This window comes from Streptomyces sp. ASQP_92 (assembly GCF_025399895.1).
Taxonomy (GTDB): Bacteria; Actinomycetota; Actinomycetes; order Streptomycetales; family Streptomycetaceae; genus Streptomyces.
The window spans coordinates 25,150-48,821 of the sequence record NZ_JAODUA010000006.1 but is presented as its reverse complement, the minus strand read 5'-3'; the positions used below and the strand labels follow the sequence as shown (position 1 = coordinate 48,821).

Annotated in this window: 19 protein-coding genes; 13 read left to right on the top strand and 6 right to left on the bottom strand. The window is 68.9% G+C overall.

Annotation, left to right across the window (positions count from 1 at the left end):
• Nucleotides 1-4: 4 nt before the first annotated feature.
• The 3 genes from rpsR to rpsF form a co-directional block, all read right to left on the bottom strand.
• Complete coding sequence (gene rpsR / locus N4G70_RS16100) at nt 5-241, bottom strand: 30S ribosomal protein S18 (RefSeq protein WP_005315025.1); 237 nt, start codon at nt 239-241, stop codon at nt 5-7.
• Nucleotides 242-285: 44 nt separating this feature from the next.
• The gene (locus N4G70_RS16095) at nt 286-876 is read right to left on the bottom strand and encodes a single-stranded DNA-binding protein (RefSeq protein WP_261713339.1); all 591 of its coding nucleotides are present in this window, start codon (nt 874-876) and stop codon (nt 286-288) included.
• Between the two features lie 74 nt (nt 877-950).
• On the bottom strand, nt 951-1,241 hold the full coding sequence (gene rpsF, locus N4G70_RS16090; RefSeq protein ID WP_100575641.1) for a 30S ribosomal protein S6: 291 nt from the start codon (nt 1,239-1,241) through the stop codon (nt 951-953).
• 263 nt (nt 1,242-1,504) lie between these two features.
• Between rpsF and N4G70_RS16085 the strand changes: the two genes are divergently transcribed.
• From N4G70_RS16085 to N4G70_RS16075, 3 genes are all read left to right on the top strand, one after another.
• A complete protein-coding gene (locus tag N4G70_RS16085) occupies nt 1,505-1,822 on the top strand; it encodes a hypothetical protein (RefSeq protein WP_261713338.1) in 318 nt (105 codons plus the stop codon).
• 148 nt (nt 1,823-1,970) lie between these two features.
• Nucleotides 1,971-3,089: an aminoacyltransferase gene (locus tag N4G70_RS16080; protein ID WP_261713337.1), complete on the top strand. Its 1,119-nt coding sequence runs from the start codon at nt 1,971-1,973 to the stop codon at nt 3,087-3,089.
• 66 nt (nt 3,090-3,155) lie between these two features.
• Nucleotides 3,156-4,187 (top strand): alanine racemase, encoded by a 1,032-nt coding sequence (locus N4G70_RS16075; protein ID WP_261713336.1) that lies wholly within the window; start codon nt 3,156-3,158, stop codon nt 4,185-4,187.
• Nucleotides 4,188-4,276: 89 nt separating this feature from the next.
• On the opposite strand, the gene N4G70_RS16070 is transcribed toward N4G70_RS16075, so the two are convergent.
• Both N4G70_RS16070 and N4G70_RS16065 read right to left on the bottom strand, forming a co-directional pair.
• The gene (locus tag N4G70_RS16070) at nt 4,277-5,785 is read right to left on the bottom strand and encodes a glycosyltransferase family 87 protein (RefSeq protein ID WP_261713335.1); all 1,509 of its coding nucleotides are present in this window, start codon (nt 5,783-5,785) and stop codon (nt 4,277-4,279) included.
• A gap of 137 nt (nt 5,786-5,922) precedes the next feature.
• On the bottom strand, nt 5,923-8,622 hold the full coding sequence (locus N4G70_RS16065; protein WP_261713334.1) for a transglycosylase domain-containing protein: 2,700 nt from the start codon (nt 8,620-8,622) through the stop codon (nt 5,923-5,925).
• Between the two features lie 376 nt (nt 8,623-8,998).
• On the opposite strand from N4G70_RS16065, the gene N4G70_RS16060 reads away from it, so the two are divergent.
• The 4 genes from N4G70_RS16060 to N4G70_RS16045 all read left to right on the top strand — a co-directional run bounded on the left by N4G70_RS16060 (nt 8,999) and on the right by N4G70_RS16045 (nt 12,737).
• Nucleotides 8,999-9,682, top strand: a complete 684-nt coding sequence (locus N4G70_RS16060; protein WP_261713333.1) for a PadR family transcriptional regulator — start codon at nt 8,999-9,001, stop codon at nt 9,680-9,682.
• A 50-nt stretch (nt 9,683-9,732) separates the two neighbouring features.
• Nucleotides 9,733-10,815: an inositol-3-phosphate synthase gene (locus tag N4G70_RS16055; RefSeq protein WP_120722427.1), complete on the top strand. Its 1,083-nt coding sequence runs from the start codon at nt 9,733-9,735 to the stop codon at nt 10,813-10,815.
• Nucleotides 10,816-10,897: 82 nt separating this feature from the next.
• Complete coding sequence (locus tag N4G70_RS16050; protein WP_261713332.1) at nt 10,898-12,166, top strand: MFS transporter; 1,269 nt, start codon at nt 10,898-10,900, stop codon at nt 12,164-12,166.
• A gap of 106 nt (nt 12,167-12,272) precedes the next feature.
• The gene (locus tag N4G70_RS16045) at nt 12,273-12,737 is read left to right on the top strand and encodes a hypothetical protein (protein ID WP_261713331.1); all 465 of its coding nucleotides are present in this window, start codon (nt 12,273-12,275) and stop codon (nt 12,735-12,737) included.
• A gap of 87 nt (nt 12,738-12,824) precedes the next feature.
• Here the strand turns inward: N4G70_RS16045 and N4G70_RS16040 are convergent, their stop codons facing one another.
• Nucleotides 12,825-14,267, bottom strand: a complete 1,443-nt coding sequence (locus N4G70_RS16040; protein ID WP_261713330.1) for a CCA tRNA nucleotidyltransferase — start codon at nt 14,265-14,267, stop codon at nt 12,825-12,827.
• A 195-nt stretch (nt 14,268-14,462) separates the two neighbouring features.
• Here N4G70_RS16040 and N4G70_RS16035 point away from each other — a divergent pair, with 195 nt between their 5' ends.
• The 6 genes from N4G70_RS16035 (at nt 14,463) to trxB (ending at nt 23,637) form a co-directional block, all read left to right on the top strand.
• Entirely contained in the window at nt 14,463-16,787 is a 2,325-nt protein-coding gene (locus N4G70_RS16035; protein WP_261713329.1) for a DUF6049 family protein, read from the top strand.
• 45 nt (nt 16,788-16,832) lie between these two features.
• Nucleotides 16,833-19,001: a murein biosynthesis integral membrane protein MurJ gene (murJ, locus tag N4G70_RS16030; protein WP_261713328.1), complete on the top strand. Its 2,169-nt coding sequence runs from the start codon at nt 16,833-16,835 to the stop codon at nt 18,999-19,001.
• Nucleotides 19,002-19,130: 129 nt separating this feature from the next.
• Nucleotides 19,131-20,864, top strand: coding sequence for a protein kinase family protein (locus tag N4G70_RS16025; protein WP_261713327.1), 1,734 nt, complete (start codon nt 19,131-19,133; stop codon nt 20,862-20,864).
• A 25-nt stretch (nt 20,865-20,889) separates the two neighbouring features.
• Entirely contained in the window at nt 20,890-21,594 is a 705-nt protein-coding gene (gene sigM / locus N4G70_RS16020; protein WP_261713326.1) for an RNA polymerase sigma factor SigM, read from the top strand.
• Nucleotides 21,591-22,538 carry a zf-HC2 domain-containing protein gene (locus N4G70_RS16015; RefSeq protein WP_261713325.1) on the top strand — a complete coding sequence of 316 codons (948 nt, stop codon included), beginning with the start codon at nt 21,591-21,593 and terminating at the stop codon, nt 22,536-22,538. Before sigM ends, N4G70_RS16015 begins: the two co-directional genes overlap by 4 nt.
• Nucleotides 22,539-22,677: 139 nt before the next feature.
• Complete coding sequence (trxB, locus tag N4G70_RS16010) at nt 22,678-23,637, top strand: thioredoxin-disulfide reductase (RefSeq protein ID WP_261713324.1); 960 nt, start codon at nt 22,678-22,680, stop codon at nt 23,635-23,637.
• The last annotated feature ends 35 nt before the right edge of the window (nt 23,638-23,672 follow it).

Sequence of the window (23,672 nt, the reverse complement as noted above, 5' to 3'; positions counted from 1 at the left end):
TCCCTTATCGCGCGGTGGACGTGTAGGGCAGCAGCGCCATCTCACGGCTGTTCTTGACGGCCGTGGCGACGTCACGCTGGTGCTGCGTGCAGTTGCCGGTAACGCGGCGGGCACGGATCTTGCCGCGGTCGGAAATGAACTTCCGCAGCATGTTCGTGTCCTTGTAGTCCACGTAAGCGGTCTTGTCCTTGCAGAAAGCGCAGACCTTCTTCTTAGGCTTGCGCACAGGCGGCTTCGCCATGGTGTTTCTCCTGTGTGATCAAGAAGTGGGGGTTACGAGCTGCCCTAGAAGGGCGGCTCGTCCGAGTAGCCGCCGCCGGAGCTTCCGCCCCAGCTGCCACCGCCGTTGCCACCCTGCTGCGGCTGTCCGCCGCCGGCCGGCGCGCTGGAGGCCCAGGGGTCGTCGGCGGGAGCACCGCCGCCGGCCGGCTGGCCACCGCTGGGAGCTCCGCCCCAGCTGCCGCCGCCCTGCTGCTGACCGCCGCCGCCGTATCCACCCTGACCGCCGCGACCGGTGGTCTTGGTGACCTTGGCCGTGGCGTTCTTGAGGCTGGGGCCGACTTCCTCGACGTCCAGCTCGAAGACCGTGCGCTTGACGCCCTCGCGGTCCTCGTACGACCGCTGCCTCAGCCGGCCCTGCACGACTACGCGCATGCCTCGCTGAAGCGACTCCGCGACGTTCTCCGCCGCCTGACGCCAGACCGAGCAGGTCAGGAACAGGCTTTCGCCGTCCTTCCACTCATTGGTCTGACGGTCGAAGGTGCGGGGAGTGGACGCGACACGGAACTTCGCGACGGCCGCACCGGAGGGGGTGAAGCGCAGCTCGGGGTCGTCGACGAGATTGCCGACGACCGTGATGACGGTCTCGCCTGCCATGGGTGAACCTCTCGGCGGGGATTGCTGCTGGCTGCTGTGTTGCTACTCGGACCCGATTACCTCTGAGCGAAAGCTCAGTGGGTCTCGGGGCGGAGGACCTTGGTCCGGAGGACCGACTCGTTCAGGTTCATCTGACGGTCGAGCTCCTTGACGACCGCAGGCTCGGCCTGCAGGTCGAGGACCGTGTAGATGCCCTCGGGCTTCTTCTTGATCTCGTAGGCGAGACGCCGACGGCCCCAGGTGTCGACCTTCTCGACCTTTCCGTTGCCCTCGCGGACGACGGAGAGGAAGTTCTCGATCAGGGGAGAGACAGCGCGCTCCTCCAGATCGGGGTCGAGGATGACCATCACCTCGTAGTGACGCATGTGGAACCCACCTCCTTTGGACTCAGCGGCCACGGTCGTTCCGTGGCAGGAGGGTCGTGATGCGTAAGCAACGGTATCGGCCCCCACTGACAACCCCCTCCGTGAGGAGCGGGAGGGCATGCGGGCACGGCTGACACCGGTGCAGACCGTCCAGAGTACCTGTTGACCCGCTTCCGGTTGAAATCCAGTGGGCAGGGGACGCAATCTGTACACATCGGTGTGTGCGGCGTCACCCTTCGCCGCTTTCCGCCAGGAGGTGCCCCATGGCACAAGCAGTGCGACCGAACGCCCCCGTCTCCCTCTTCGCCACCGACGGAAGGCCCCATCCGCTCCAGGACACGTTCGCGGCCGTCACGGTCGTCCTGGGCGTGCTGGCCTTCACCACGGCGTGGTTCTACAACCTCCACCTGATCAGCTCGTGGGCCGGCCTGATCGGCATCGTCAGCGGCGCGTACGGGCAGTTCATCTCGGCGACGACGCGCGAGCGGTTCCTGTTGATCCTCGGGCTCGGCGCATCCGCCGTCGGCTTCTTCCTCGGCATGGCCCACGGCGGCCTCTTCGGCGGTGTCGTCGGCGGCTGACGGCCGCGCGACACCCGTCCCCACCGCGGAATCCCGTGCGGCACAGTGCCGTGCGGCCATCCGGGGCGCTCCTGTGGCCCAGTAGGCTTCGGCACGAGAGCCGGAGCCCCTGACCCCATGGGGACACACCTGCCGAGGAGCGCCCCGCATGAGCCTGACCCTGAGGACCATCAGCCGTGAGCAGCATCTGGCGTACATCCAGACACTGCCCGCGGCGAGCCACTGCCAGGTCCCGGCGTGGGCTGACGTCAAGACGGAATGGCGTTCGGAGAGCCTTGGCTGGTTCGACAGGAACGAGCAGCTCGTAGGCGCCGGCCTGGTCCTCTACCGTCAGCTCCCCAAGGTCAAGCGCTACTTGGCGTATCTGCCCGAGGGCCCGGTCATCAACTGGTACGCGCCCAACCTGGACGAGTGGCTGAAGCCGATGCTGGCGCACCTCAAGCAGCAGGGTGCGTTCTCGGTGAAGATGGGCCCGCCGGTCGTCATCCGCCGCTGGGACTCGACGGCCATCAAGTCCGGTATCCAGGACCCCGATGTGAAGCGCCTGCGTGACGTCGAGGCCACGCACATCGAGCCGCGCGCCTTCGAAGTCGCCGACCGGCTGCGCAAGATGGGCTGGCAGCAGGGCGAGGACGGCGGCGCCGGGTTCGGTGACGTCCAGCCGCGCTACGTGTTCCAGGTGCCGCTCGCCAACCGCTCGCTCGACGACGTCCTCAAGGGCTTCAACCAGCTGTGGCGCCGCAACATCAAGAAGGCCGAGAAGGCCGGCGTCGAGGTCGTCCAGGGCGGCTACGAGGACCTCGCCGAGTGGCAGCGCCTGTACGAGATCACCGCGGTGCGCGACCACTTCCGCCCGCGCCCGCTGTCGTACTTCCAGCGCATGTGGACCGTCCTCAACTCCGAGGACCCCAACCGGATGCGGCTCTACTTCGCGCGCCACAACGGCGTGAACCTCTCGGCCGCGACGATGCTCGTCGTCGGTGGGCACGTCTGGTACTCCTACGGCGCCTCCGACAACATCGGCCGCGAGGTGCGGCCCTCCAACGCGATGCAGTGGCGGATGCTCCGCGACGCCTACGCGATGGGCGCCACGGTCTACGACCTGCGCGGCATCTCCGACTCCCTGGACGAGACCGACCACCTCTTCGGTCTCATCCAGTTCAAGGTGGGCACCGGTGGTGAGGCGGCCGAGTACCTCGGCGAGTGGGACTTCCCGCTGAACAAGCTGCTCCACAAGGCGCTGGACATGTATATGTCGCGCCGCTGACCGGGTGCGTAACCTCGTTCCTCGTACCTCCGACACATCGCAGCCATCAGAAAGGTCCGGACGGCCATGGCGCTCACCCTCTATGTCGACTCCGCTCGCTGGCGGGCGCACCAGAAGTCCGTGATCGACCAGTTCCCGGGCATCGTCCCGGTCTGCAAGGGCAACGGTTACGGCTTCGGCCACGAGCGCCTCGCGGACGAGGTGTCCCGGTTCGGCTCGGACATCCTGGCGGTCGGCACCACTTACGAAGCCGCCAAGATCAAGGACTGGTTCAGCGGTGATCTGCTCGTCCTGACGCCGTTCCGGCGCGGCGAGGAGCCGGTGCCGCTGCCCGACCGGGTGATCCGCTCGGTCTCCTCGGTGGACGGTGTGCACGCCCTGGTGGGCGCCCGCGTGGTCATCGAGTGCATGAGCTCGATGAAGCGCCACGGCGTGAAGGAGGAGGAGCTCGGCATGCTCCGCTCCGCCATCGAGGACGTACGCCTCGAAGGCTTTGCGCTGCACCTTCCGCTGGACCGAACCGACGGCTCGGACGCCGTCGAGGAGGTCATCGCGTGGATGGACCGGCTGCGCGCGGCCCGGTTGCCGCTGCACACCATGTTCGTCAGCCACCTGCGCGCCGAGGAGCAGGCCCGGCTCCAGCAGCAGTTCCCGCAGACCCGCTTCCGGGCGCGCATCGGCACGCGGCTGTGGCTCGGCGACCACGAGGCGACCCAGTACCGGGGCTCCGTCCTCGATGTCACCCGGGTCACCAAGGGCGACAGGTTCGGCTACCGCCAGCAGAAGGTCGCCTCCGACGGTTGGCTGGTCGTGGTCGCCGGAGGCACCTCGCACGGCGTGGGCCTGGAGGCGCCGAAGGCGCTGCACGGGGTGATGCCGCGGGCCAAGGGCGTAGCCCGCGCGGGGCTCGCCACCGTCAACCGCAACCTGTCGCCGTTCGTCTGGGCCGGCAAGCAGCGCTGGTTCGCGGAGCCGCCGCACATGCAGGTGTCGATCCTGTTCGTGCCGTCGGACTCCCAGGAACCGCGCGTGGGCGATGAGTTGGTGGCCCATCTGCGCCACACCACCACCCAGTTCGACCGCTTGGTGGAGCGCTAGCCCCGCCGCCTTCGGACACCCACGACATCGGGCCCCTGACCGACGACAGCCGCCGTCGGTCAGGGGCCCGAGCCTTGCCCCGGAGTCTCCTAGGTGAGAGGGGTACGCGTGCCCCACTCGACCCGGGGCCCCTGTTCGAGCAGGGCCGCGTGACGCGGGGGGTGTGCGGCATGGCCCAGGACGAACACGTCCTCGGCCCGGTCCAGAACGCCACCCGAGGGATCGTCGGAGCCGTCCCGACGGACGACGTCGCGTTCCGGCAGCAGGATGTCGCGCACCACGACGGCGCACAGGTACAGCGTGGTCAACAGATGCGCCGCGATGGCCAGTTGATAGCCCTCGGTCGGCAGCCCCTGGTGCTTCTCACCGCTCATCGTGTAGGCGAGGTACAGCCAGATCCCGAGGAAGTACGCGACCTCTCCGGCCTGCCAGATCAGGAAGTCCCGCCAGCGCGGCCTGGCGAGCGCTGCCAACGGGATCATCCACAGCACGTACTGCGGCGAGTAGACCTTGTTGGTGACGATGAACGCGGCGACCACGAGGAAGGCGAGCTGGGCCAGGCGCGGCCGGCGCGGTGCGGTGAGCGTGAGCACCGTGATTCCGGCGCAGGCGAGCACCATGAGGAGCATGGCCAGGGCGTTCACCATGTCGGTGTCCAGGCCCTTGCCCGTACGCTGCGAGATGATCAGCCAGAACGAACCGAAGTCGACGGAACGCTCCTGGCTGAAGGTGTAGAACTTCTTCCACCCCTCGGGCGCCAGCATCATCACCGGCAGGTTCACCACCAGCCAGCCGCCCGCGGCCCCCAGCGCGGCGGCCCCGAACTCCCGCCATTTGCCCGCCCGCCAGCACAGCACGAGCAGTGGGCCGAGGATCAGTACGGGATAGAGCTTCGCGGCCGTCGCCAGGCCGATCAGAATGCCGAAGGCGAGCGTCCTGCCGCGCGACCACATCAGCAAGGCGGCCGCGGTGAGGGCGACGGCGAACAGGTCCCAGTTGATGGTGGCCGTGAGTGCGAAGGCCGGGGCCAGCGCGACCAGGAGGCCGTCCCAGGGACGTCGGCGGTGCGTCCGCGCGACACACACGGCGATGACGGCCGTGCACGCCATCAGCATCCCCGCGTTGGCCATCCAGTACATCTGCTCCCGGTGCTGCATGTCGCCACTGCCCGGCGTCAGCCAGGAGGCGACCTCCATGAACAGACCGGTGAGCACCGGATACTCGAGGTAGTTCATGTCGCCGTTGAGGCGGTCGAAGTACGGCACCAGGTTGTCCGCGAAGCCGCGCAGCGAATACAGATGGGGGATGTCCGAGTAACAGGCGTGCGTGTACTGCGAATTGGCGCCCCGGAACCATGCCCAGTCGTAGCAGGGCAGCTTCTGCACCATCCCCAGCGCGAACATGCCGATCGCGACGAGCACCACCACTCTGACCGGGGTTAGCCAGTGTCGACCGGGCCTGGCCCAGCGGCCGAGCGGGCCACCGATCAGCTCGCTGCCGGCCGCGGCGACCTCGTCCTGCTCCGTGGGGTGCACGACGGGTTCCGCGGAGTCTCCGCGCCGGTCCCGGTACGCACGGGGGCTCGTCTCGCTCGTCATGCCGGACATCCTGCCGTACAGCGCTGTGGATGCGGGGAGCGCCTGTGTTTCACGTGAAACGAGGACGCCGTTTCACGTGAAACGGGGGGTGACGTTTCACGTGAAACGTCACCCCCCGCCGTCAGTAGTACGCCCAGCTATCCGCCGGTCCCTCCGAACCAGCCGCCGCCGGGGGCACCGCCTCCCGGACCGCCGCCGGGTTTCGTCTTGGTGGGGGACGGGCTCAGGGTCGCCCCACCATCCGTTCCGCCGTTCGTCGGACCCTGGTTGCCGGCGCCTCCGCCCGTGTCGTTGCACGTCCAGTCCCACTTGCTGCACGAGCGGGTCGGAGTCGGCGACGGCGGGGGCATCGACGGAGTGATGGACGGCTTCGGGGTCGGCGTCGGGGAAGGAGGGGCGGAGCTGGGGGTCGGCGTCGGGGTGGGGCTGGGGGCCATGCCGCCGCCGTAGACCTTGTCGCCGATCTTCTGAGGTGCCGGGAAGGATTCGGCGGGGGAGTCGCCGAGCGCCTGCTCCATGTAGTCGTGCCAGATGGTCGACGGGAACGAGGCACCGTGGATCTTGTCCTGGCCACCCGTTCCGAACATGGTCAGGAACTCGCGCTTCTTGCTGGTCTCGTTGTCATCAAGGCGATACATGCCGACGGCCGTCGAATACTGCGGGGTGTAGCCCACGAACCAGGCCGACCGGTTGCCGTCGGTAGTACCCGTCTTGCCAGCGACCTGCCGCCCGCTGAGCTTGGCATGGGTTCCCGTGCCCTTTTCGACCACACCCTTCAGGACGTCCGTGACGTTGTTGGCCACAGCGGCGGGGAAGGCGCTCTTGGTCTGGTCCTCGTGCTTGTAGATGGTCGTGCCGTTCTTCTTCACCTCCGTCACCGAGTACGGATCGCGCTGCGTACCGCTGGCGGCGAACGTGGCGTACGCGCCGGCCATGCGGATCGCGCTGGGCGAGGACGTACCGATGGAGAACGACGGGACGCTGGAGGAGGCCATGCTGGTCTTGCTGTCGCGCAGCCCGGCGGCCATGGCGGCCTGCTTCACCTTGTCGGTGCCGACGTCCATACCGAGCTGGACATAGGGAGTGTTCACCGACTCCTGCATCGCATAGCGCAGGTCGATGGCGTAGCTCGGCGGGTTGTACGACTGGTCACCATCGTTGGTCTGGAGCCATTCCCCGCCCTTCTGGTCCTTCCAGATGGTGCCGTCGTAGTTCTTGATCTTCAGCTTGTTCTTGCCGCTGTAGATGCTGTCCGGGGAGACGGGCGTCCGGGACGAGTCGCTCTGCGAGGCGGGCTTGTCGGGGTCGCGCTTTCCGTACTGCATCGCGGCCGCGAGCACGAACGGCTTGAAGGTCGAGCCGACCTGGGCGCCGGTCTCGTCGGCGTTGTTGGTGAAGTGCTTGGTCGCGTCGTCGCCGCCGTAGATGGCCACGATGGCCCCTGTCTTCACATCCACCGAAGCGGCGCCGAACTGGACGAAGGTGTCCTTGTCGCGCTTCTTGGGGTCGATGTTCTTGTCCCGGACCTTCTTGACCACGCTCTCCATCTCCTGGACCTTCTTCTTGTCGAAGGTCGTGTAGATCTGGTATCCGCCCTTGGCCAGGTCGATGTCGGGGTTGCTGTTCTTCGCGGACGCCTGGGCGAGGGACACCAGGTAGCCGATCTGCCCGCCCAGATTCGCGTTCTTCTTGGGCTTGTCGGGCATCGGGAACGTCTTGTACTTGGCGCGCTCGGCCGCGTCCATGTGCTTGTCCTTGACCTCCTGGTCGAGGATCCAGCCCCAGCGCTCCGTGGCGTTCTTGGTGTTCTGCTCGGCGGTCGCCAACGGGTCGATCTCCGGGGCTCCGGCCGGGTCGAAGTACGTCGCTCCCTTGAGGAGCGAGGCGAGGAAGGCGCACTGGCTCGGGTCGAGGTCCTTGGCGTCCTTGCCGTAGTACGTGCGGGCCGCGGCCTGGAGGCCGTAGGCACCGCGGCCGTAGTACGCGGTGTTCAGGTACCCGGCCATGATCTCGCTCTTGGGCCGGGTCGCGCCGACCTTGATGGAGATGAAGAGCTCTTTGAACTTACGGGTGATCGTCTGCGACTGGTCGTTGAGCTGGGCGTTCTTCACGTACTGCTGCGTGATGGTCGAGCCGCCCTGGGTCTGGCCGCCCTTCGCCATGTTCACCAGGGCGCGGGCGATGCCCTGCGGGTCGACGCCGCTGTCGGTCTCGAAGGTCTTGTTCTCGGCCGAGATGACGGCGTACCGCATCGCCGTCGGGATCTGCTCGTACGGGATGATCTGGCGGTTGACCTCACCGCCGGTGGCGACCATCTGCGTCCTGTCGGACCAGAAGTAGACGTTGTTCTGGGCCTGCGCCGCCCGGGCCACGTCCGGGATGGCGACCATGTAGTAGGCCACCCCGATGACGGCGATCAGCACGCCGAAACACCCGAGTGCGCATGCACTGACGAGCTTCCACGACGGCATCCAGCGCCGCCACCCCTGCTTGCCGAAGCGGGGGTAGTCGATGAATCGCTTCTTGGACGGCCGACCGCCGCCGCCCGCGCCGCCCCGGCCCGCTCGGCGTCCGGGTCCCGAGGGAGGCCCGGCACCGTCGGGAGCGCGTCTGCGTCCGCCGCCACGCTGGGCCCGCCGCGCCTCGGCCCGGCCGCCGTAGGCGGTCTCGTCCGCACCCGGGCCCGAGGGCGATCCGTGTGAGGCGGCCGGCGAGGGGCCCGGAGTTCCGGCCGCCGGCCGGGCCGCCCTGCGACCGGAGGGCTGCTGCGCGGCGCGCCGGGCCGCGGCACGCCCACCGCCCTGGGGCTGCGGCGGTTTGCGACGGTGCTCGCTCATCGAACGACTACTCCTCGGGCAGGCGAGAGCGCCTGGGAACGGCAGCTGATTTCCTGTCCCCCCGGTACGCGCGGCGGCCCCGCGAAGGACCTGGCCGCGCTGCGTCCCGTGTGCCGAGGGCGTGGAACACGCCGACGCCCCCCTGGCGTCACTCGGCACACAGTGATCTGCATGGCGCACAGACTACGCACGCTCAAAACCTCCCTAGGGCCGAAGTTCACCCCAAATCAGGCAACTTGCTGCCTATGAATTGAGGATGTGACGCCGTTCACCATGGCCCCTCTTGCCGCAGCTGCCGCACCGCCCTATCGTGCTGATGTATCGAGTCGATACATCAGCACGGCATAAAGGTCCCCGACTGCCGAGGAGGCGAAGGATGAGCAGGCGCTCCGGCATCCTCGAATTCGCCGTACTCGGCCTGCTCCGTGAGGCCCCGATGCACGGTTACGAGCTGCGCAAGCGGCTCAACACCTCGCTGGGGATCTTCCGGGCCTTCAGCTACGGGACCCTCTACCCCTGCCTCAAGACACTGGTCGCCAACGGCTGGTTGATCGAGGAGCCGGGCAGCGCTCCCGAGGACGCGCTCGCCGCTTCACTCGCAGGGCGCCGCGCCAAGATCGTCTACCGGTTGACGGCGGAAGGTAAGGAGCACTTCGAGGAGCTGCTCTCCCACACCGGCCCCGACACCTGGGAGGACGAGCACTTCGCCGCCCGTTTCGCCTTCTTCGGCCAGACGGAGCGAGAGGTGCGGATGCGCGTGCTGGAAGGGCGTCGCAGCCGGCTGGAGGAGCGCCTCGAGAAGATGAGCGCCTCCCTGGCCCGTACGCGCGAGCGCCTGGACGACTACACGCTTGAGCTCCAGCGCCACGGCATGGAGTCCGTGGAGCGCGAAGTGCGCTGGCTGAACGAGCTCATCGAGAGCGAGCGGGCGGGACGGGATCAGCGATCCGGCCCCGCCACCGGCTCCGCTCAGCAGGACCACACATCAGGAGAGACGGGCGGTCTGCCCCGGAACCGGGACAGCACCCGGCCGGATCCGTCCGAGGACACCGCCAACTGAAGAGCCTGCGCACGCAGGACTTCGAAGAGATCGAACAGGGAGCAACCGGAATGGGTTCGGTTCGCGTAGCCATCGTCGGCGTGGGCAACTGCGCCGCCTCGCTGGTGCAGGGCGTCGAGTACTACAAGGACGCCGACCCGGCCGCCAAGGTCCCGGGTCTGATGCACGTCCAGTTCGGCGACTACCACGTCGGTGACGTGGAGTTCGTCGCCGCGTTCGACGTCGACGCCAAGAAGGTCGGCCTCGACCTCTCGGACGCCATCGGCGCCAGCGAGAACAACACCATCAAGATCTGCGACGTCCCGAACAAGGGCGTCACGGTCCAGCGCGGCCACACCCTGGACGGTCTCGGCAAGTACTACCGGATGACCATCGAGGAGTCCGCCGAGGCTCCGGTCGACGTCGTCCAGGTCCTCAAGGACAAGCAGGTCGACGTCCTCATCTGCTACCTGCCGGTCGGCTCCGAGGACGCCGCGAAGTTCTACGCCCAGTGCGCCATCGACGCCAAGGTCGCGTTCGTCAACGCCCTCCCGGTATTCATCGCCGGCACCAAGGAGTGGGCGGACAAGTTCACCGAGGCAGGCGTCCCGATCGTCGGCGACGACATCAAGTCGCAGGTCGGCGCCACCATCACGCACCGCGTGATGGCCAAGCTGTTCGAGGACCGCGGTGTCCGTCTTGAGCGCACCATGCAGCTCAACGTCGGCGGCAACATGGACTTCAAGAACATGCTGGAGCGCGACCGCCTGGAGTCCAAGAAGATCTCCAAGACGCAGGCCGTCACCTCGCAGATCCCCGACCGCGACATGGGCGAGAAGAACGTCCACATCGGTCCCTCGGACTACGTGGCCTGGCTGGACGACCGCAAGTGGGCGTACGTGCGCCTCGAGGGCCGCGCCTTCGGTGACGTCCCGCTGAACCTCGAGTACAAGCTCGAAGTCTGGGACTCCCCGAACTCCGCGGGTGTCATCATCGACGCCCTGCGCGCCGCGAAGATCGCCAAGGACCGCGGCATCGGCGGCCCGATCCTCTCCGCGTCGAGCTACTTCATGAAGTCCCCGCCGGTCCAGTACTTCGACGACGAGGCCTACGCCAACGTCGAGAAGTTCATCAAGGGCGAGGTCGAGCGCTAGAGCTCGCACCTTTGAGAACGGCTGAGGGTCCCCGTGCATGCGGTGTGCACGGGGACTCTTTCCGTATGTGACGCTTGCTCACATGCCTGTCGTACGTGACCTCCGCGTGCTTCTGCGCCTGAAGCACTTCCGGCATCTGCTGGCCGTACGACTGCTGTCCCAGGCCGCGGACGGCGTCTATCAGGTCGCCCTCGCCACATACGTCGTCTTCTCCCCCGAGAAACAGGCATCGCCGGGCGCGATCGCCTCCGCCATGGCCGTGCTGCTCCTGCCGTACTCGCTCGTCGGCCCCTTCGCTGGCGTGCTTCTGGACCGCTGGCGACGCCGACAGGTCTTTCTGTACGGGAACCTTCTGCGGGCCGTCCTCGCCGGCTGCACGGCGCTGCTCGTGCTCGCGTCCGCGCCCGACTGGCTCTTCTACGCCTCCGCGCTCGCCGTGACGGCGGTCAACCGCTTCGTCCTGGCCGGGCTCTCGGCCTCGCTGCCCCGGGTGGTCGACGCCGAGCGGCTCGTGATGGCCAACTCGCTCTCCCCGACCGCCGGAACCCTTGCCGCGACCGCAGGCGGCGGGTTGGCGTTCGCCCTGCGCCTGGTGATCGACGCCGATGCCGCGACCGTCATCCTGGGCGCCGTCCTCTACCTCTGCGCTTCCCTGGCCTCCCTCCGGCTTCCGCCGGGTCTGCTCGGGCCGGATCCCCGGGCCGTCCAGCCCGGCCTCGCCGCGGTGCTCCGTTCCACGGCACGCGGCCTCGCGGACGGCGTACGGCACTTGAACCGGCGCCGGCCCGCGGCCCGGGTTCTCGCCGCGATGACGCTGATGCGGTTCTGCTACGGGGCGCTGACCGTGATGCTGCTGATGCTCTGCCGGTACGCCTGGGCCGGAGGGTCGGACAAGGGTGCCGGGGCGGGTGGACTCGCCCTGCTCGGACTCGCCGTGGGCATCTCCGGGGCGGGCTTCTTCGTCGCGGCGGTCATGACCCCATGGGCGGTGGGTCACCTCGGCCAGTACCGGTGGATCATGGTGTGCTCGGCGACCGCCGCGGTTCTGGAACCGGCGCTGGGTCTGCCCTTCGCCCCCGTGCCGATGCTGATCGCCGCCTTCGTTCTGGGGCTCGTCACCCAGGGCGCGAAGATCACCACGGACACGGTCATCCAGTCCACGGTGGACGACTCCTACCGCGGGCGGATCTTCTCCCTCTATGACGTCCTGTTCAACATGGCCTTCGTCGGCGCCGCCGCCGTCGCCGCGTTGATGCTCCCGCCGGACGGTCGCTCGGCCCCGCTCGTCATCACGGTCTCGCTCATCTACGCAGCGGTAGCGGCAGGTATGACCCGGTTTCCGCACTCCTGAGTGTCACATCGAGGACACAGAGTGGCCTGCGGTGTCGGCGGTGTCGTAGGGGCCCGCTAACTTACGGGCGTCATACATCGCCATCCTTTTGAGGGGGACCTTCTCCGTGACCACGCCGCCCCAGGGCCAGAACCCGTACGCCCAGAACCAGAACGCACCGTACGGGCAGGCCGGGCAGCCCGGCTTCCCGGCGCAGGGAGCGCCCTACCAAGGCGTCCCCATGGCCCCGCAGGGCACCCCGACGCGTGGCGGCGGCAAGAAGGCCATCAAGGCCATCGGCATCGTCGTCGGCCTGGTCGTCATAGCCGGCGGCTGGTACCTCAGCAAGGACAGTGACGACGCCAAGCAGCTGGCCGTCGGCGACTGCCTGTACAACAAGGGCACCGACAACAAGCCCGACATCCAGCAGGTGAGCTGCACGGACGCCAAGGCGACCAACAAGGTGCTCAAGAAGAGCCCCGGCGCCAGCACTCCTCAGCTGACCTGCCAGAACGTCACGGGCACCACCGCGGCGTTCACCTGGGACGAGAAGGGCAACTCCTTCACCCTCTGCCTGGGCGACACCAAGTAGCAGCGCATAAGCGGGGGCGGTGTTTCACGTGAAACACCGCCCCCGCCGTCATGCCGTCACTCGTCGTGTTTCACGTGAAACACGACCTCAGCCCTGCGCCGCCCACCATTCCTTGAGCGCCGCGACCGCCGCGTCGTGGTCCATGGGCCCGTTCTCCAGGCGCAGTTCCAGCAGATGCTTGTACGCCTGCCCGATCGCCGGTCCCGGGCTGATGCCCAGGATCTCCATGATCTGGTTGCCGTCGAGGTCGGGCCGGATCGAGTCCAGCTCCTCCTGCTCCTGGAGCTCCGCGATGCGTTCCTCCAGGCCGTCGTAGGCCCGGGACAGCGCGTTCGCCTTGCGCTTGTTGCGCGTCGTGCAGTCCGAGCGGGTCAGCTTGTGCAACCGCTCAAGCAGCGGCCCCGCGTCGCGGACGTACCGTCGCACCGCCGAGTCGGTCCACTCCCCGGTGCCGTACCCGTGGAAGCGCAAGTGCAGTTCCACGAGCTTCGAGACGTCCTTGACCATGTCGTTCGAGTACTTCAGCTCGGTCATGCGCTTCTTGGTCATCTTCGCGCCGACCACCTCGTGGTGGTGGAAGGAGACCCGTCCGTCCGACTCGAAGCGCCGCGTCCTCGGCTTGCCGATGTCATGCAGCAGCGCCGCCAGCCGCAGCACCAGGTCCGGGCCGTCCTGCTCCAAGTCGATCGCCTGGTCCAGAACGGTCAGCGAGTGCTCGTAGACATCCTTGTGACGGTGGTGTTCGTCACTCTCCAGCCGCAGGGCCGGCAGCTCCGGCAGGACGTGCTCGGCCAGCCCGGTGTCGACCAGGAGCCGCAGCCCCTTCTTCGGATGGGCAGAGATCAGCAGCTTGTTCAGCTCGTCCCGCACACGCTCCGCGGACACGATCTCGATACGGCCCGACATGTCCGTCATGGCGGTGACGACCTCGGGTGCCACCTCGAAGTCCAGCTGGGCTGCGAAGCGCGCGGCGCGCATCATCCGCAGCGGGTCGTCGGAGAAGGACTCCTCGGGGGTGCCGGGCGTGCGGAGCACCCGTGCGGCGAGGTCTTCGAGGCCACCGTGCGGGTCGACGAACTCCTTCTGGGGCAGCGCCACCGCCATCGCATTGACGGTGAAGTCGCGCCGCACGAGGTCCTGTTCGATGGAGTCGCCGTAGGACACCTCGGGCTTGCGCGAGGTCCGGTCGTACGCCTCGGAACGGTAGGTCGTGACCTCGATCTGGTATCCGTCCTTCTGGCAGCCGACCGTGCCGAAGGCGATCCCGACCTCCCAGACCGCGTCCGCCCAGGGCCGAACGATCTTGAGCACGTCCTCGGGGCGGGCGTCCGTGGTGAAGTCCAGGTCGTTGCCGAGCCGCCCGAGCAGAGCGTCCCGGACCGACCCGCCCACGAGGGCGAGGGAGAACCCGGCCTCCTCGAATCGGATGGCGAGGTCGTCCGCGACCGGGGACACCCGCAGCAGTTCGCTCACCGCGCGGCGCTGCACCTGGCTCAGTGCGCTGGGATTGTCTTCATTGGCGTTCGGCACAACAGAAAAGGGTACGTGGCCCGGCCGACCGGGTCGTCACCGTTTATCGGGGCGCTGTCATCGGGGCCCGTAGGGAGCGCCCCTCCTCGGTACGGCGCCCTTCCGATCATGTAGACCAGTCCGCGGCACTTCGCCACAGTCCGCATCGTTACCATGCGTGGACGCAGCAACCGACAGCGAGGGACGGGCGAGCGCGTGGCCGAGGCGGCAGATTCTCAGGGGATGACTCCCTCTCCTGCCCGCCGGTGGTTCCGGCGTACGGCGGCACTGCTCGTCGGCGCCCCTCTGTTCGCGGGCCTGCTGTCCGCCACGGCCGCCCCCACGGCCGATGCGGCCGAGGACGCCGTGAGCGGTCAGAGCGTCCAGGTGTCCCTCGACTCGGTGGCCCCCACGGCCCCCGTCAAGAGCGACACGCTGACAATCTCCGGCACGGTGACCAACAAGGGCAAGCAGGCCATCACCGGCGCCCATGTGGCGCTGCGGGTGGGGCAGAAGCTGTCCGGACGCGCGGCGATCGACGGGGCGGCCGCGCACAGCGCCTCCACCTCGAGCGGTGACGGCGCCGAGCTGAGCGACGGCCCCACCGTCCAGTTCGCCAAGCTGGCCACCGGGATCAGCCAGGACTTCACGCTCTCCGTGCCGGTGGCCAAGCTGGGCCTGGACGAGGGCGGGGTCTATCAGCTCGGTGTCTCCCTGTCGGGCCAGACCGCGAACCAGCGGTACGACCAGGTGCTCGGCATCCAGCACACGTTCCTGCCGTGGCAGCCGGAGGCCGTCGAGGGCAAGAAGAGCCAGCTCACCTTCCTGTGGCCGCTGATCTCCTCGTCCCACCTCACCGCCCAGACCGGCTCGGACGCCCAGCAGACCCCGGTCTTCGCCGACGATTCCCTGGCCAGGGACATCGGCCCCGGCGGGCGGCTCGAGCAGATGGTCTCGCTCGGCAAGCAACTGCCGGTGACCTGGGTGATCGACCCCGATCTGCTGGCCACCGTCGACGCGATGACCCGCAACTACAAGATCAAGGTCGGCGACACCCTGGTGACCGGCACCGGGCAGGACGCGGCCAAGGCATGGCTGAGCGCCTTGGAGGCGGCGGTCCAGGGCGAGAAGGTGGTCGCACTGCCGTTCGCCGATCCCGATCTCGCCTCGCTCGCCCACCACGGCCGGGACGTCCCGGGCTCCCTCGGTCATCTGCAGAGCGCCACCGAGGTCGCCCAGAAGACGATCGACACGATCCTGCACGTGACCCCGTCGGCCGACTACTCCTGGCCCGTCGAGGGGGCTGTCGACCCGTCGATCGTCGACGTGGCCACCTCGGCGGGCGCCCACAACGTGATCGCCCGCAGCGACAGCCTGCGGGACGGCGCGCTGTCCTACACGCCCACGGCGGCCCGGCCCATCGGCGGCGGCGCCAACGCCATCGTCGCCGACGCCCGGCTCTCCACCGCCTTCCAGGCCGATATGTCCATGGCGGGCGGCTCGACGCTGGCCGTGCAGGAATTCCTCGCCCAGAGTCTCGCGATCACGCTCGAGGAGCCCGAGAAGCAGCGCAGCATCGTGGTCGCGCCCCAGCGGATGCCGACGGCCAGCCAGGCCCAGACGATGGCCGCCGCGCTGCACGCACTGGATCCCCAGCGCTGGACGCAGCCCCTGGTCGACCTGTCCGCGGCGGCCGCCGCCAAGCCCGACCCCCTGGCCACCACGCGGACGCCCAGTGCGAACGCGTACCCCGACTCCCTGCGCCAGCAGGAACTGCCGCTCGACGCCTTTCAGGACATGAAGAGCACCCAGGGCACCCTGGACCGGTTCAAGGTCATCCTGAGCGCGCCCGACCGCGTGGTCACCCCCTTCGGGAACGCGATCAACCGGGAGATGTCGACGTCCTGGCGCGGCAATTCGGGCGGCGCGCAGAACTACCGTTCCGGAGTGCAGCTCTACCTGGACGGCCTGGCCGACCAGGTCCACCTCATCCAGAAGTCGACCGCGACCATGTCGGGGCGCAGTGCCACCCTCGCCGTCACCGTGCAGAACAAGCTGGTGCAGGGCGTCGACCACCTGGTGCTGAGACTTCAGCCCAAGAGCCCCACCCGCCTGCTGTTGGGCGAGGACGGCGCCGCGATCGGCGAACAGCCCGTGAAGGTGGACGGCGACCGCAGTCAGTCGGTGAAGTTCACCGCCATCGCGAACGCCAACGGTCCCGTACCGGTCATCGCACGGCTCTACACCGAGGACGGCACGCCGTACGGTGAGCCGATGGAGTTCACCGTCCAGGTCTCCGAGATCACTCCGACGGTGATGCTGGTCATCGCGGGCGGTGTCCTGCTCCTGGTGCTCGCCGGCATCCGGATGTACACCCACCGCAAGCGCTCCATGGCTCGTGACGAGTCCGGCGGCGACGACGATCCGGGGCAGCCGAACGGTTCGGCGGAGGCCGATCCCGGGCAGCCGAGTGACCCGACACCGGACACCGGTCCCGAAAGCGGGGCCTCACCCGGCCCGGGTGAGAAAGTGGACCATTGAGCTATGTCGTGGCCGGTCGGCCGGGGACGATGAGGTGGGGTAACCATGAACGCGCCGTACGACGGTGACCGTGGGCAGGGCGCTGGCAGCGGTGCCGCGCCCTCCGGGGGCATGCCCCCGGCACCCACCCAGGCGGGGCAGATCCCGCCGCCGCAGTCAGCTCCGGACCCGTACGTCCAGGACGCCTATGCCTACGATCCGTACCGGGAACAGGACCTGTCCGCCCAGGATCCGGTGACCGAGGCGCTGTACGACCGCGCCGCGCACCCGCCGCCGCCCCCGGGCACCTATCCCGAGCAGCAGCCGCTCTACCAGCAGCCCGCGGCCCAGCAGTACGCGCCCGATCCGCGGATCTGGGCGCAGACGCCGCCGCCCGAGCCCGAGGGCCCCTCGCGCCATCTGCCCTACGGTGACGACGCGCGAACCACGCAATTCGTGGGCCTCGACGACCTCGTCACCCAGGCGGGTGAGGAACTGCCCGAGCAGGACGCCTTCGCTCACCTATACCGCGACCAGCAGCAGGCGGGCCAGCCCCCGGCTCCCGCCGCGCCGGACCAGGCCCCCGAGCCGCCGCGCAAGCCGGCCGGCCGCGCCTCAGGCCTGCTGAAGTCCAGCGCCGTGATGGCCGCGGGCACCCTGGTGTCCCGGCTCACGGGCTTCGTACGCAGCCTGGTGATCACGGCCGCGCTGGGTGCCGCCCTGCTCGGCGACACCTTCACCATCGCGTACACCCTGCCGACGATGATCTACATCCTGACCGTCGGCGGCGGTCTGAACTCGGTGTTCGTGCCCCAGCTGGTGCGCTCCATGAAGGACGACGAGGACGGTGGCGAGGCGTATGCCAACCGCCTGCTGACCCTCGTCATGGTCGCGCTCGGCACCATCGTGGTGCTCGCGGTCATCGGGGCGCCCCTGCTGATCCAGCTGATGTCGCCCACCATCGGCAATGACGCGGCCGCCAACAGCGTCGCCGTCACGTTCGCCCGCTACTGCCTGCCCACGATCTTCTTCATGGGTGTGCACGTGGTGATGGGCCAGATCCTCAACGCCCGCGGCAAGTTCGGCGCGATGATGTGGACCCCGGTCCTCAACAACATCGTGATGATCTCCACGTTCGGCCTGTTCATCTGGGTCTACGGCACTTCCGCCGAGTCCCACATGGGAGTCCAGACGATCCCGCACGACGGGGTGCGGCTGCTCGGCATCGGCACCCTGCTCGGCCTCGTGGTGCAGGCCCTGGCGATGCTCCCCTACCTCCGAGAGACCGGGTTCCGCTTCCGGCCGCGCTTCGACTGGAAGGGCCACGGCCTCGGCAAGACGGTCAAGCTGGCCAAGTGGACCGTCATGTTCGTGCTCGCCAACCAGGCCGGCGTCATCGTCGTCACCCGGCTCGCCACGGCGGCGGGCAAGGAGTCCGGACGCTCCGGCGCGGGCTTCCTCGCCTACTCCAACGCCCAGCTGATCTGGGGCATGCCGCAGGCCATCATCACCGTCTCGGTCATGGCCGCGCTGCTGCCGCGCATCTCGCGCGCCGCGCACGACAACGACCCCGGCGCGGTCCGCGACGACATCTCGCAGGGTCTGCGGAACTCGGCGGTCGCGATCGTGCCCGTCGCCTTCGCGTTCCTCGCGCTCGGCGTCCCCATGTGCACCCTGCTGTACGCGTCGAGCGGCATTCAGGCCGCCCAGTCCATGGGCTTCATCCTCATGGCGTTCGCGCTCGGCCTGATCCCGTACTCGGTGCAGTACGTCGTGCTGCGCGGTTTCTACGCGTACGAGGACACCCGCACGCCGTTCTACAACACGGTCATCGTGGCCGCCGTCAACGCGGCGGTCTCGGCCGCCTGCTACGTCGTGCTGCCCGCCCGCTGGGCCGTGGTCGGCATGGCCGGTGCCTACGGTCTTGCCTACGCCGTGGGCGTCGGAGTGGCGTGGCGCCGGCTGCGTGACCGGCTGGGCGGCGACCTGGACGGCGCGCACGTCCTGCGCACCTACGCCCGCCTCTGCCTCGCCGCGGTGCCGGCCGCTGTGGTCGCCGGCGCGGTCGGCTTCGGCCTGCTGAAGTTCCTCGGCGAGGGCGCGGGAGGATCGGTGGTGGCACTGGTCGTCGGCGGTGCCGTGCTGATGGGAGTCTTCTTCGTCGCGGCCAAGCGGATGCGCATCGAAGAGCTCAACGCCATGGTCGGAATGGTGCGCGGCCGGCTCGGCCGCTGAGGCCGGAGCCCCGCGCACAACCATCGCCGGCCACCGCGTGTCGTGCATAGTGCTGGACTGTGGGCACAATTGGCATGACTTTGCATGGCTGGCCTACAGCACGCAACGGATGGGGAGGCAGGAGCGACGGTGGCGGAACGTAGCACGGCTGCCGTCGACGTGGCCGACAACAGCGGCGACAACCCGCTGACCGCCAAGGCGGATCAGGCGACGACCGACGGGGTGACGGAGTCCATCGACACGGCAGACACGGCGGAGCAGAGCGCCAACGGCCCCGGCGGTGAGCGCAAGGCCACCGAGCCGTCCATCGCGACGCCCGAACTGCACAGCGGCCACAAGCTGGCCAGACGCTACCGCCTCGAGGAGTGCGTCACCCGTCTGGACGGTTTCAGCAGCTGGCGTGCGGTCGATGAGAAACTCCGCCGAGCCGTCGGCGTCCACCTGCTGCCCGCCGACCACCCCCGGGCACGCTCCGTCCTGGCCGCCGCCCGGTCCTCCGCGCTCCTCGGTGACCCCCGCTTCGTGCAGGTCCTCGACGCCGTCGAGGAGAACGACCTCGTCTACGTCGTCCACGAGTGGCTGCCGGACGCCACCGAGCTCACCGCGCTGCTGGCGCTCGGCCCGCTGGAGGCGCACGACGCCTACCAGATGGTCACCCAGGTCTCGCAGGCCATGGCGGCCGCCCACCGCGAGGGCCTCGCACACCTCAGGCTCACCCCGAGCGCGGTCCTGCGGACCTCGACCGGGCAGTACCGCATCCGCGGCCTGGCGGTCGCCGCGGCGCTGCGCGGCATCAGCTCCGACACCCCGCAGCGCACGGACACCGAGGCCATCGGCGCCCTCCTGTACGCCGTGCTCACCCAGCGCTGGCCGTACGAGAGCGACGCCTACGGGCTGCACGGGCTACCCAAGGGCGTCGGCCTCATCGCGCCCGACCAGGTACGGGCGGGCATCCATCGGGGCCTCTCGGAGCTCGCCATGCGGGCCCTGGTCAACGACGGGGCCACCGCTTCCCGCCAGGAACCGCCGTGCACCACCCCGGACGAGCTGGTGAAGGCCATCGGGGAGATGCCGCGCATCCGCCCGCCGGAGCCCGCGTTCACCGCGCCCCCCGAATACCAGCGCACCACCTACCAGCAGGGGACGTACGCCCGCCCGGCCACCGGCCCCGGCCCCTCCGTCACCCAGCCCCTGCCTCCACCGCCCCCGCCGCTTCAGGGACGCACCGGCAAGGCCCTCAAGTGGGGTGTCTCGGCCCTCCTGATCGCCGCGCTCGGACTGGGCAGCTGGCAGCTCGCCGATGCCCTGCTCAACCACGACAAGGCCGGCACCAACGAGACCGGCAACACCCAGACCACGGACCACAGCGACGGGGACAAACCGCACGCCCCCGTCCCGATCAAGATCCAGGACGCCCAGGAGTACGCGCCGGACGGATCGCCGCAGAACGCCGACGACGTACGGAAGACGTACGACGGCAGCTCCTCCACCTACTGGCGCACCAAGAGCTTCATCGACGGCCCCGACCTGGTGCCCTCCGTGAAGGCCGGCGTCGGCATCGTCTACGACCTCGGCTCGTCCAGGAACGTCTCGACCGCGTCGATACTGTTGCGTTACACCGGAGATCACACCACCATCACGCTGTACGCGACGGACTCACTCACCCCCTCGACGTCGGTGAGCGAGATGAAGACGATCGCCAAGACCCAGACCAGCGGCAAGCGGGCCGACTTCACGGCGGGCTCTCCAGTGAAAACGCGCTACGTGCTCCTGTGGATGACGGCCATGCCTGATTCCCCACGCGATGACTACAGCAAGCCCGGCCACAAGCAGGCCATCACCGATGTGAAGTTCGCCGGCTGACCGAACGGCAGGGGGAGGCTCACCGTTGGACGAAGCCACACTGGGCGACATAAGCGACCAGGATCTTCTGAGGCGGCATGTCGAGGGCGACCCCGACGCCTTCGGTGAGATCGTGCGGCGTCACCGCGATCGGCTCTGGGCGGTGGCACTGCGCACGCTGGGGGACCGCGAGGAGGCCGCCGACGCCGTCCAGGACGCTCTGGTCTCCGCCTATCGAGCCGCCCACACCTTCCGCGGTCAGTCGGCCGTCACCACCTGGCTGCACCGCATCACGGTGAACGCCTGTCTCGACCGGGCGCGCAAGGCGGCCTCCCGCAAGACGTCGCCGGTCGACGACACCGAGCGCCTGGACCAGCTACTGGAGCCGCACGAGTCCGCCGAGGCCCCGGCCGAGCGGGAGGATCTGCACCGCCAGCTCGTCTCGGCGTTGGCCACTCTGCCGCCGGATCAGCGCGCCGCCCTCGTGCTCGTCGACATGCAGGGCTACCCCGTGGCCGAGGCGGCCGCTGTGCTCGACGTCCCCACCGGCACGGTGAAGAGCCGCTGCGCCCGGGGGCGTGCCCGGTTGCTGCCCCTGCTCACTCATCTGCGCGCCGATACGGGGGGTAGCGGAGAGTCCGGTGGGGGAAGGAACCGGACGCCGGGGACATCCGTCCCACCGGGGTCAGGAACGAACAACGCAGGACCGAGCGATTCGGCTGCCGTGAAGGGCGGAGGTGGGCGCGCGTGACATCCACGACCGGAACGACACAACACCCGGACGTCTCGGAGATCTCCGAACTCACCGAAGGGCTCCTCTCGCCGTCCCGTGCGGAGGATGTCCGGCGCCACCTCCAGGGCTGCGCCCTCTGTGCCGATGTACGGACCTCCCTGGACGAGATCCGTGATCTGCTGGGTACCCTGCCCGGGCCCCACCGCATGCCCGTCGATATCGCAGGCCGCATCGACGCGGCGCTCGCCGCCGAAGCACTTCTCAACGCCACGGCCCCCGACAACCCCTCGCGTGAAACCACGCATGTTTCACGTGAAACGGCCGCCGCTGCCAGTGCACCGGCCGCCGAGCCGACCACCGTTCCAGCGGCTCCCCAGACCGACCGCCCCGCAGGCCGCGGCCGGGCCGCGACGGGACCCGGCCGTGGCGCCACGGCACGCCGCCGCCGTACGGCCGTGCTCAGCGCGGTCATCGGCGCCGCGGCCGTGGGGGCGGGAATCTTCTTCGTCCAGAACGGCCAGTCCACGGCGCCTCCTCCCTCGGCACGGCAGGCCTCGTCCCCCGCATCCGTACCCGGCGGCACCGTGTTCTCCTCGGGCACCCTCGAGAACCGCGTCCAGTCGCTGCTGTCCCAGCACGGCGGTCAGGCCTCCGGGAAGGCTCCCTCGGCGGAGATCGCGCCGTCGACGAAGAACGCGCCCAGCGACGAGAACCACTCGGACACCCTGCGATCCGCCGTCAGCGTGCCGCCCTGTGTCCAGGCGGGCACCGGACGCCCCTCCCAGACACCGCTGGCGACCGAACAGGGCACGTACGAGGGAAGCCAGGTGTATCTCGTCGTCCTGCCCGACCAGGCGAACCCCGCGAACGTAGAGGCGTACATCGTCGATGCGACCTGCGAGAACACGGGTTCTCCGGCTGCGGGCAAGCTACTGCTGACCCACTCCTACCCGCGCTCCTGAGCGGTTGCGGAAGCCGCTTCCGCGTGCGGCCCGTCCGGCCCGGGAATGCAACCCCCGTAGGATCCGTTGGGTGGGGTGAGAGTCCTGGACCGGGGCCCCAACAGGCAGTAGGCAGTCCGCAGAGACGAGGAAGAAATCCGTGAGCGACGTCCGTAACGTGATCATCATTGGCTCGGGGCCGGCCGGGTACACGGCCGCGCTGTACACCGCACGTGCGTCGCTGAAGCCGCTGGTGTTCGAGGGCGCCGTCACCGCCGGCGGTGCGCTGATGAACACCACCGAGGTGGAGAACTTCCCCGGCTTCCAGGACGGCATCATGGGCCCGGAGCTCATGGACAACATGCGCGGCCAGGCCGAGCGCTTCGGCGCCGAGCTGGTTCCGGACGACGTCGTCGCCGTGGACCTGACGGGTGACATCAAGACCGTCACGGACACCGCGGGCACCGTCCACCGCGCCAAGGCCGTCATCGTCACCACCGGCTCGCAGCACCGCAAGCTGGGCCTGCCCAACGAGGACAAGCTGTCCGGCCGCGGCGTCTCCTGGTGTGCCACGTGCGACGGCTTCTTCTTCAAGGACCAGGACATCGCCGTGGTCGGTGGTGGCGACACCGCGATGGAGGAGGCGACCTTCCTCTCGCGCTTCGCCAAGTCGGTCACGATCGTCCACCGCCGTGACAGCCTGCGCGCCTCCAAGGCCATGCAGGAGCGCGCCTTCTCCGACGAGAAGATCAAGTTCGCCTGGGACAGCGAGGTGGCCGAGATCCACGGCGACCAGAAGCTCTCCGGTCTGACGCTGCGCAACACCAAGACCGGCGAGACCTCCGAGCTGCCGGTCACGGGCCTGTTCATCGCCGTCGGGCACGACCCGCGCACGGAGCTCTTCAAGGGCCAGCTGGACCTGGACGACGAGGGCTACCTGAAGGTCGACGCCCCGTCGACCCGTACCAACCTCACCGGTGTCTTCGGCGCCGGCGACGTCGTCGACCACACCTACCGCCAGGCCATCACGGCCGCCGGCACCGGCTGCTCCGCCGCCCTCGACGCGGAGCGCTTCCTGGCCGCTCTCTCGGACAGCGAGAAGGCCGCAGCCGGCGTCTGAACCGCCGCTTTCAGCTTCCCCCTCCCCCCCCAACA

What these genes read in the sequence shown, in the direction of transcription:
- N4G70_RS16055 (WP_120722427.1), top strand. Translation starts at nt 9,733, where the DNA reads ATGGGTTCGGTTCGCGTAGCCATCGTCGGCGTGGGCAACTGCGCCGCC.
- N4G70_RS16085 (WP_261713338.1), top strand. Translation starts at nt 1,505, where the DNA reads ATGGCACAAGCAGTGCGACCGAACGCCCCCGTCTCCCTCTTCGCCACC.
- N4G70_RS16080 (WP_261713337.1), top strand. Translation starts at nt 1,971, where the DNA reads ATGAGCCTGACCCTGAGGACCATCAGCCGTGAGCAGCATCTGGCGTAC.
- N4G70_RS16095 (WP_261713339.1), bottom strand. Translation starts at nt 876, where the DNA reads ATGGCAGGCGAGACCGTCATCACGGTCGTCGGCAATCTCGTCGACGAC.
- N4G70_RS16060 (WP_261713333.1), top strand. Translation starts at nt 8,999, where the DNA reads ATGAGCAGGCGCTCCGGCATCCTCGAATTCGCCGTACTCGGCCTGCTC.
- rpsF (WP_100575641.1), bottom strand. Translation starts at nt 1,241, where the DNA reads ATGCGTCACTACGAGGTGATGGTCATCCTCGACCCCGATCTGGAGGAG.
- N4G70_RS16075 (WP_261713336.1), top strand. Translation starts at nt 3,156, where the DNA reads ATGGCGCTCACCCTCTATGTCGACTCCGCTCGCTGGCGGGCGCACCAG.
- murJ (WP_261713328.1), top strand. Translation starts at nt 16,833, where the DNA reads ATGAACGCGCCGTACGACGGTGACCGTGGGCAGGGCGCTGGCAGCGGT.
- N4G70_RS16050 (WP_261713332.1), top strand. Translation starts at nt 10,898, where the DNA reads ATGCCTGTCGTACGTGACCTCCGCGTGCTTCTGCGCCTGAAGCACTTC.
- N4G70_RS16065 (WP_261713334.1), bottom strand. Translation starts at nt 8,622, where the DNA reads ATGAGCGAGCACCGTCGCAAACCGCCGCAGCCCCAGGGCGGTGGGCGT.
- rpsR (WP_005315025.1), bottom strand. Translation starts at nt 241, where the DNA reads ATGGCGAAGCCGCCTGTGCGCAAGCCTAAGAAGAAGGTCTGCGCTTTC.
- N4G70_RS16070 (WP_261713335.1), bottom strand. Translation starts at nt 5,785, where the DNA reads ATGACGAGCGAGACGAGCCCCCGTGCGTACCGGGACCGGCGCGGAGAC.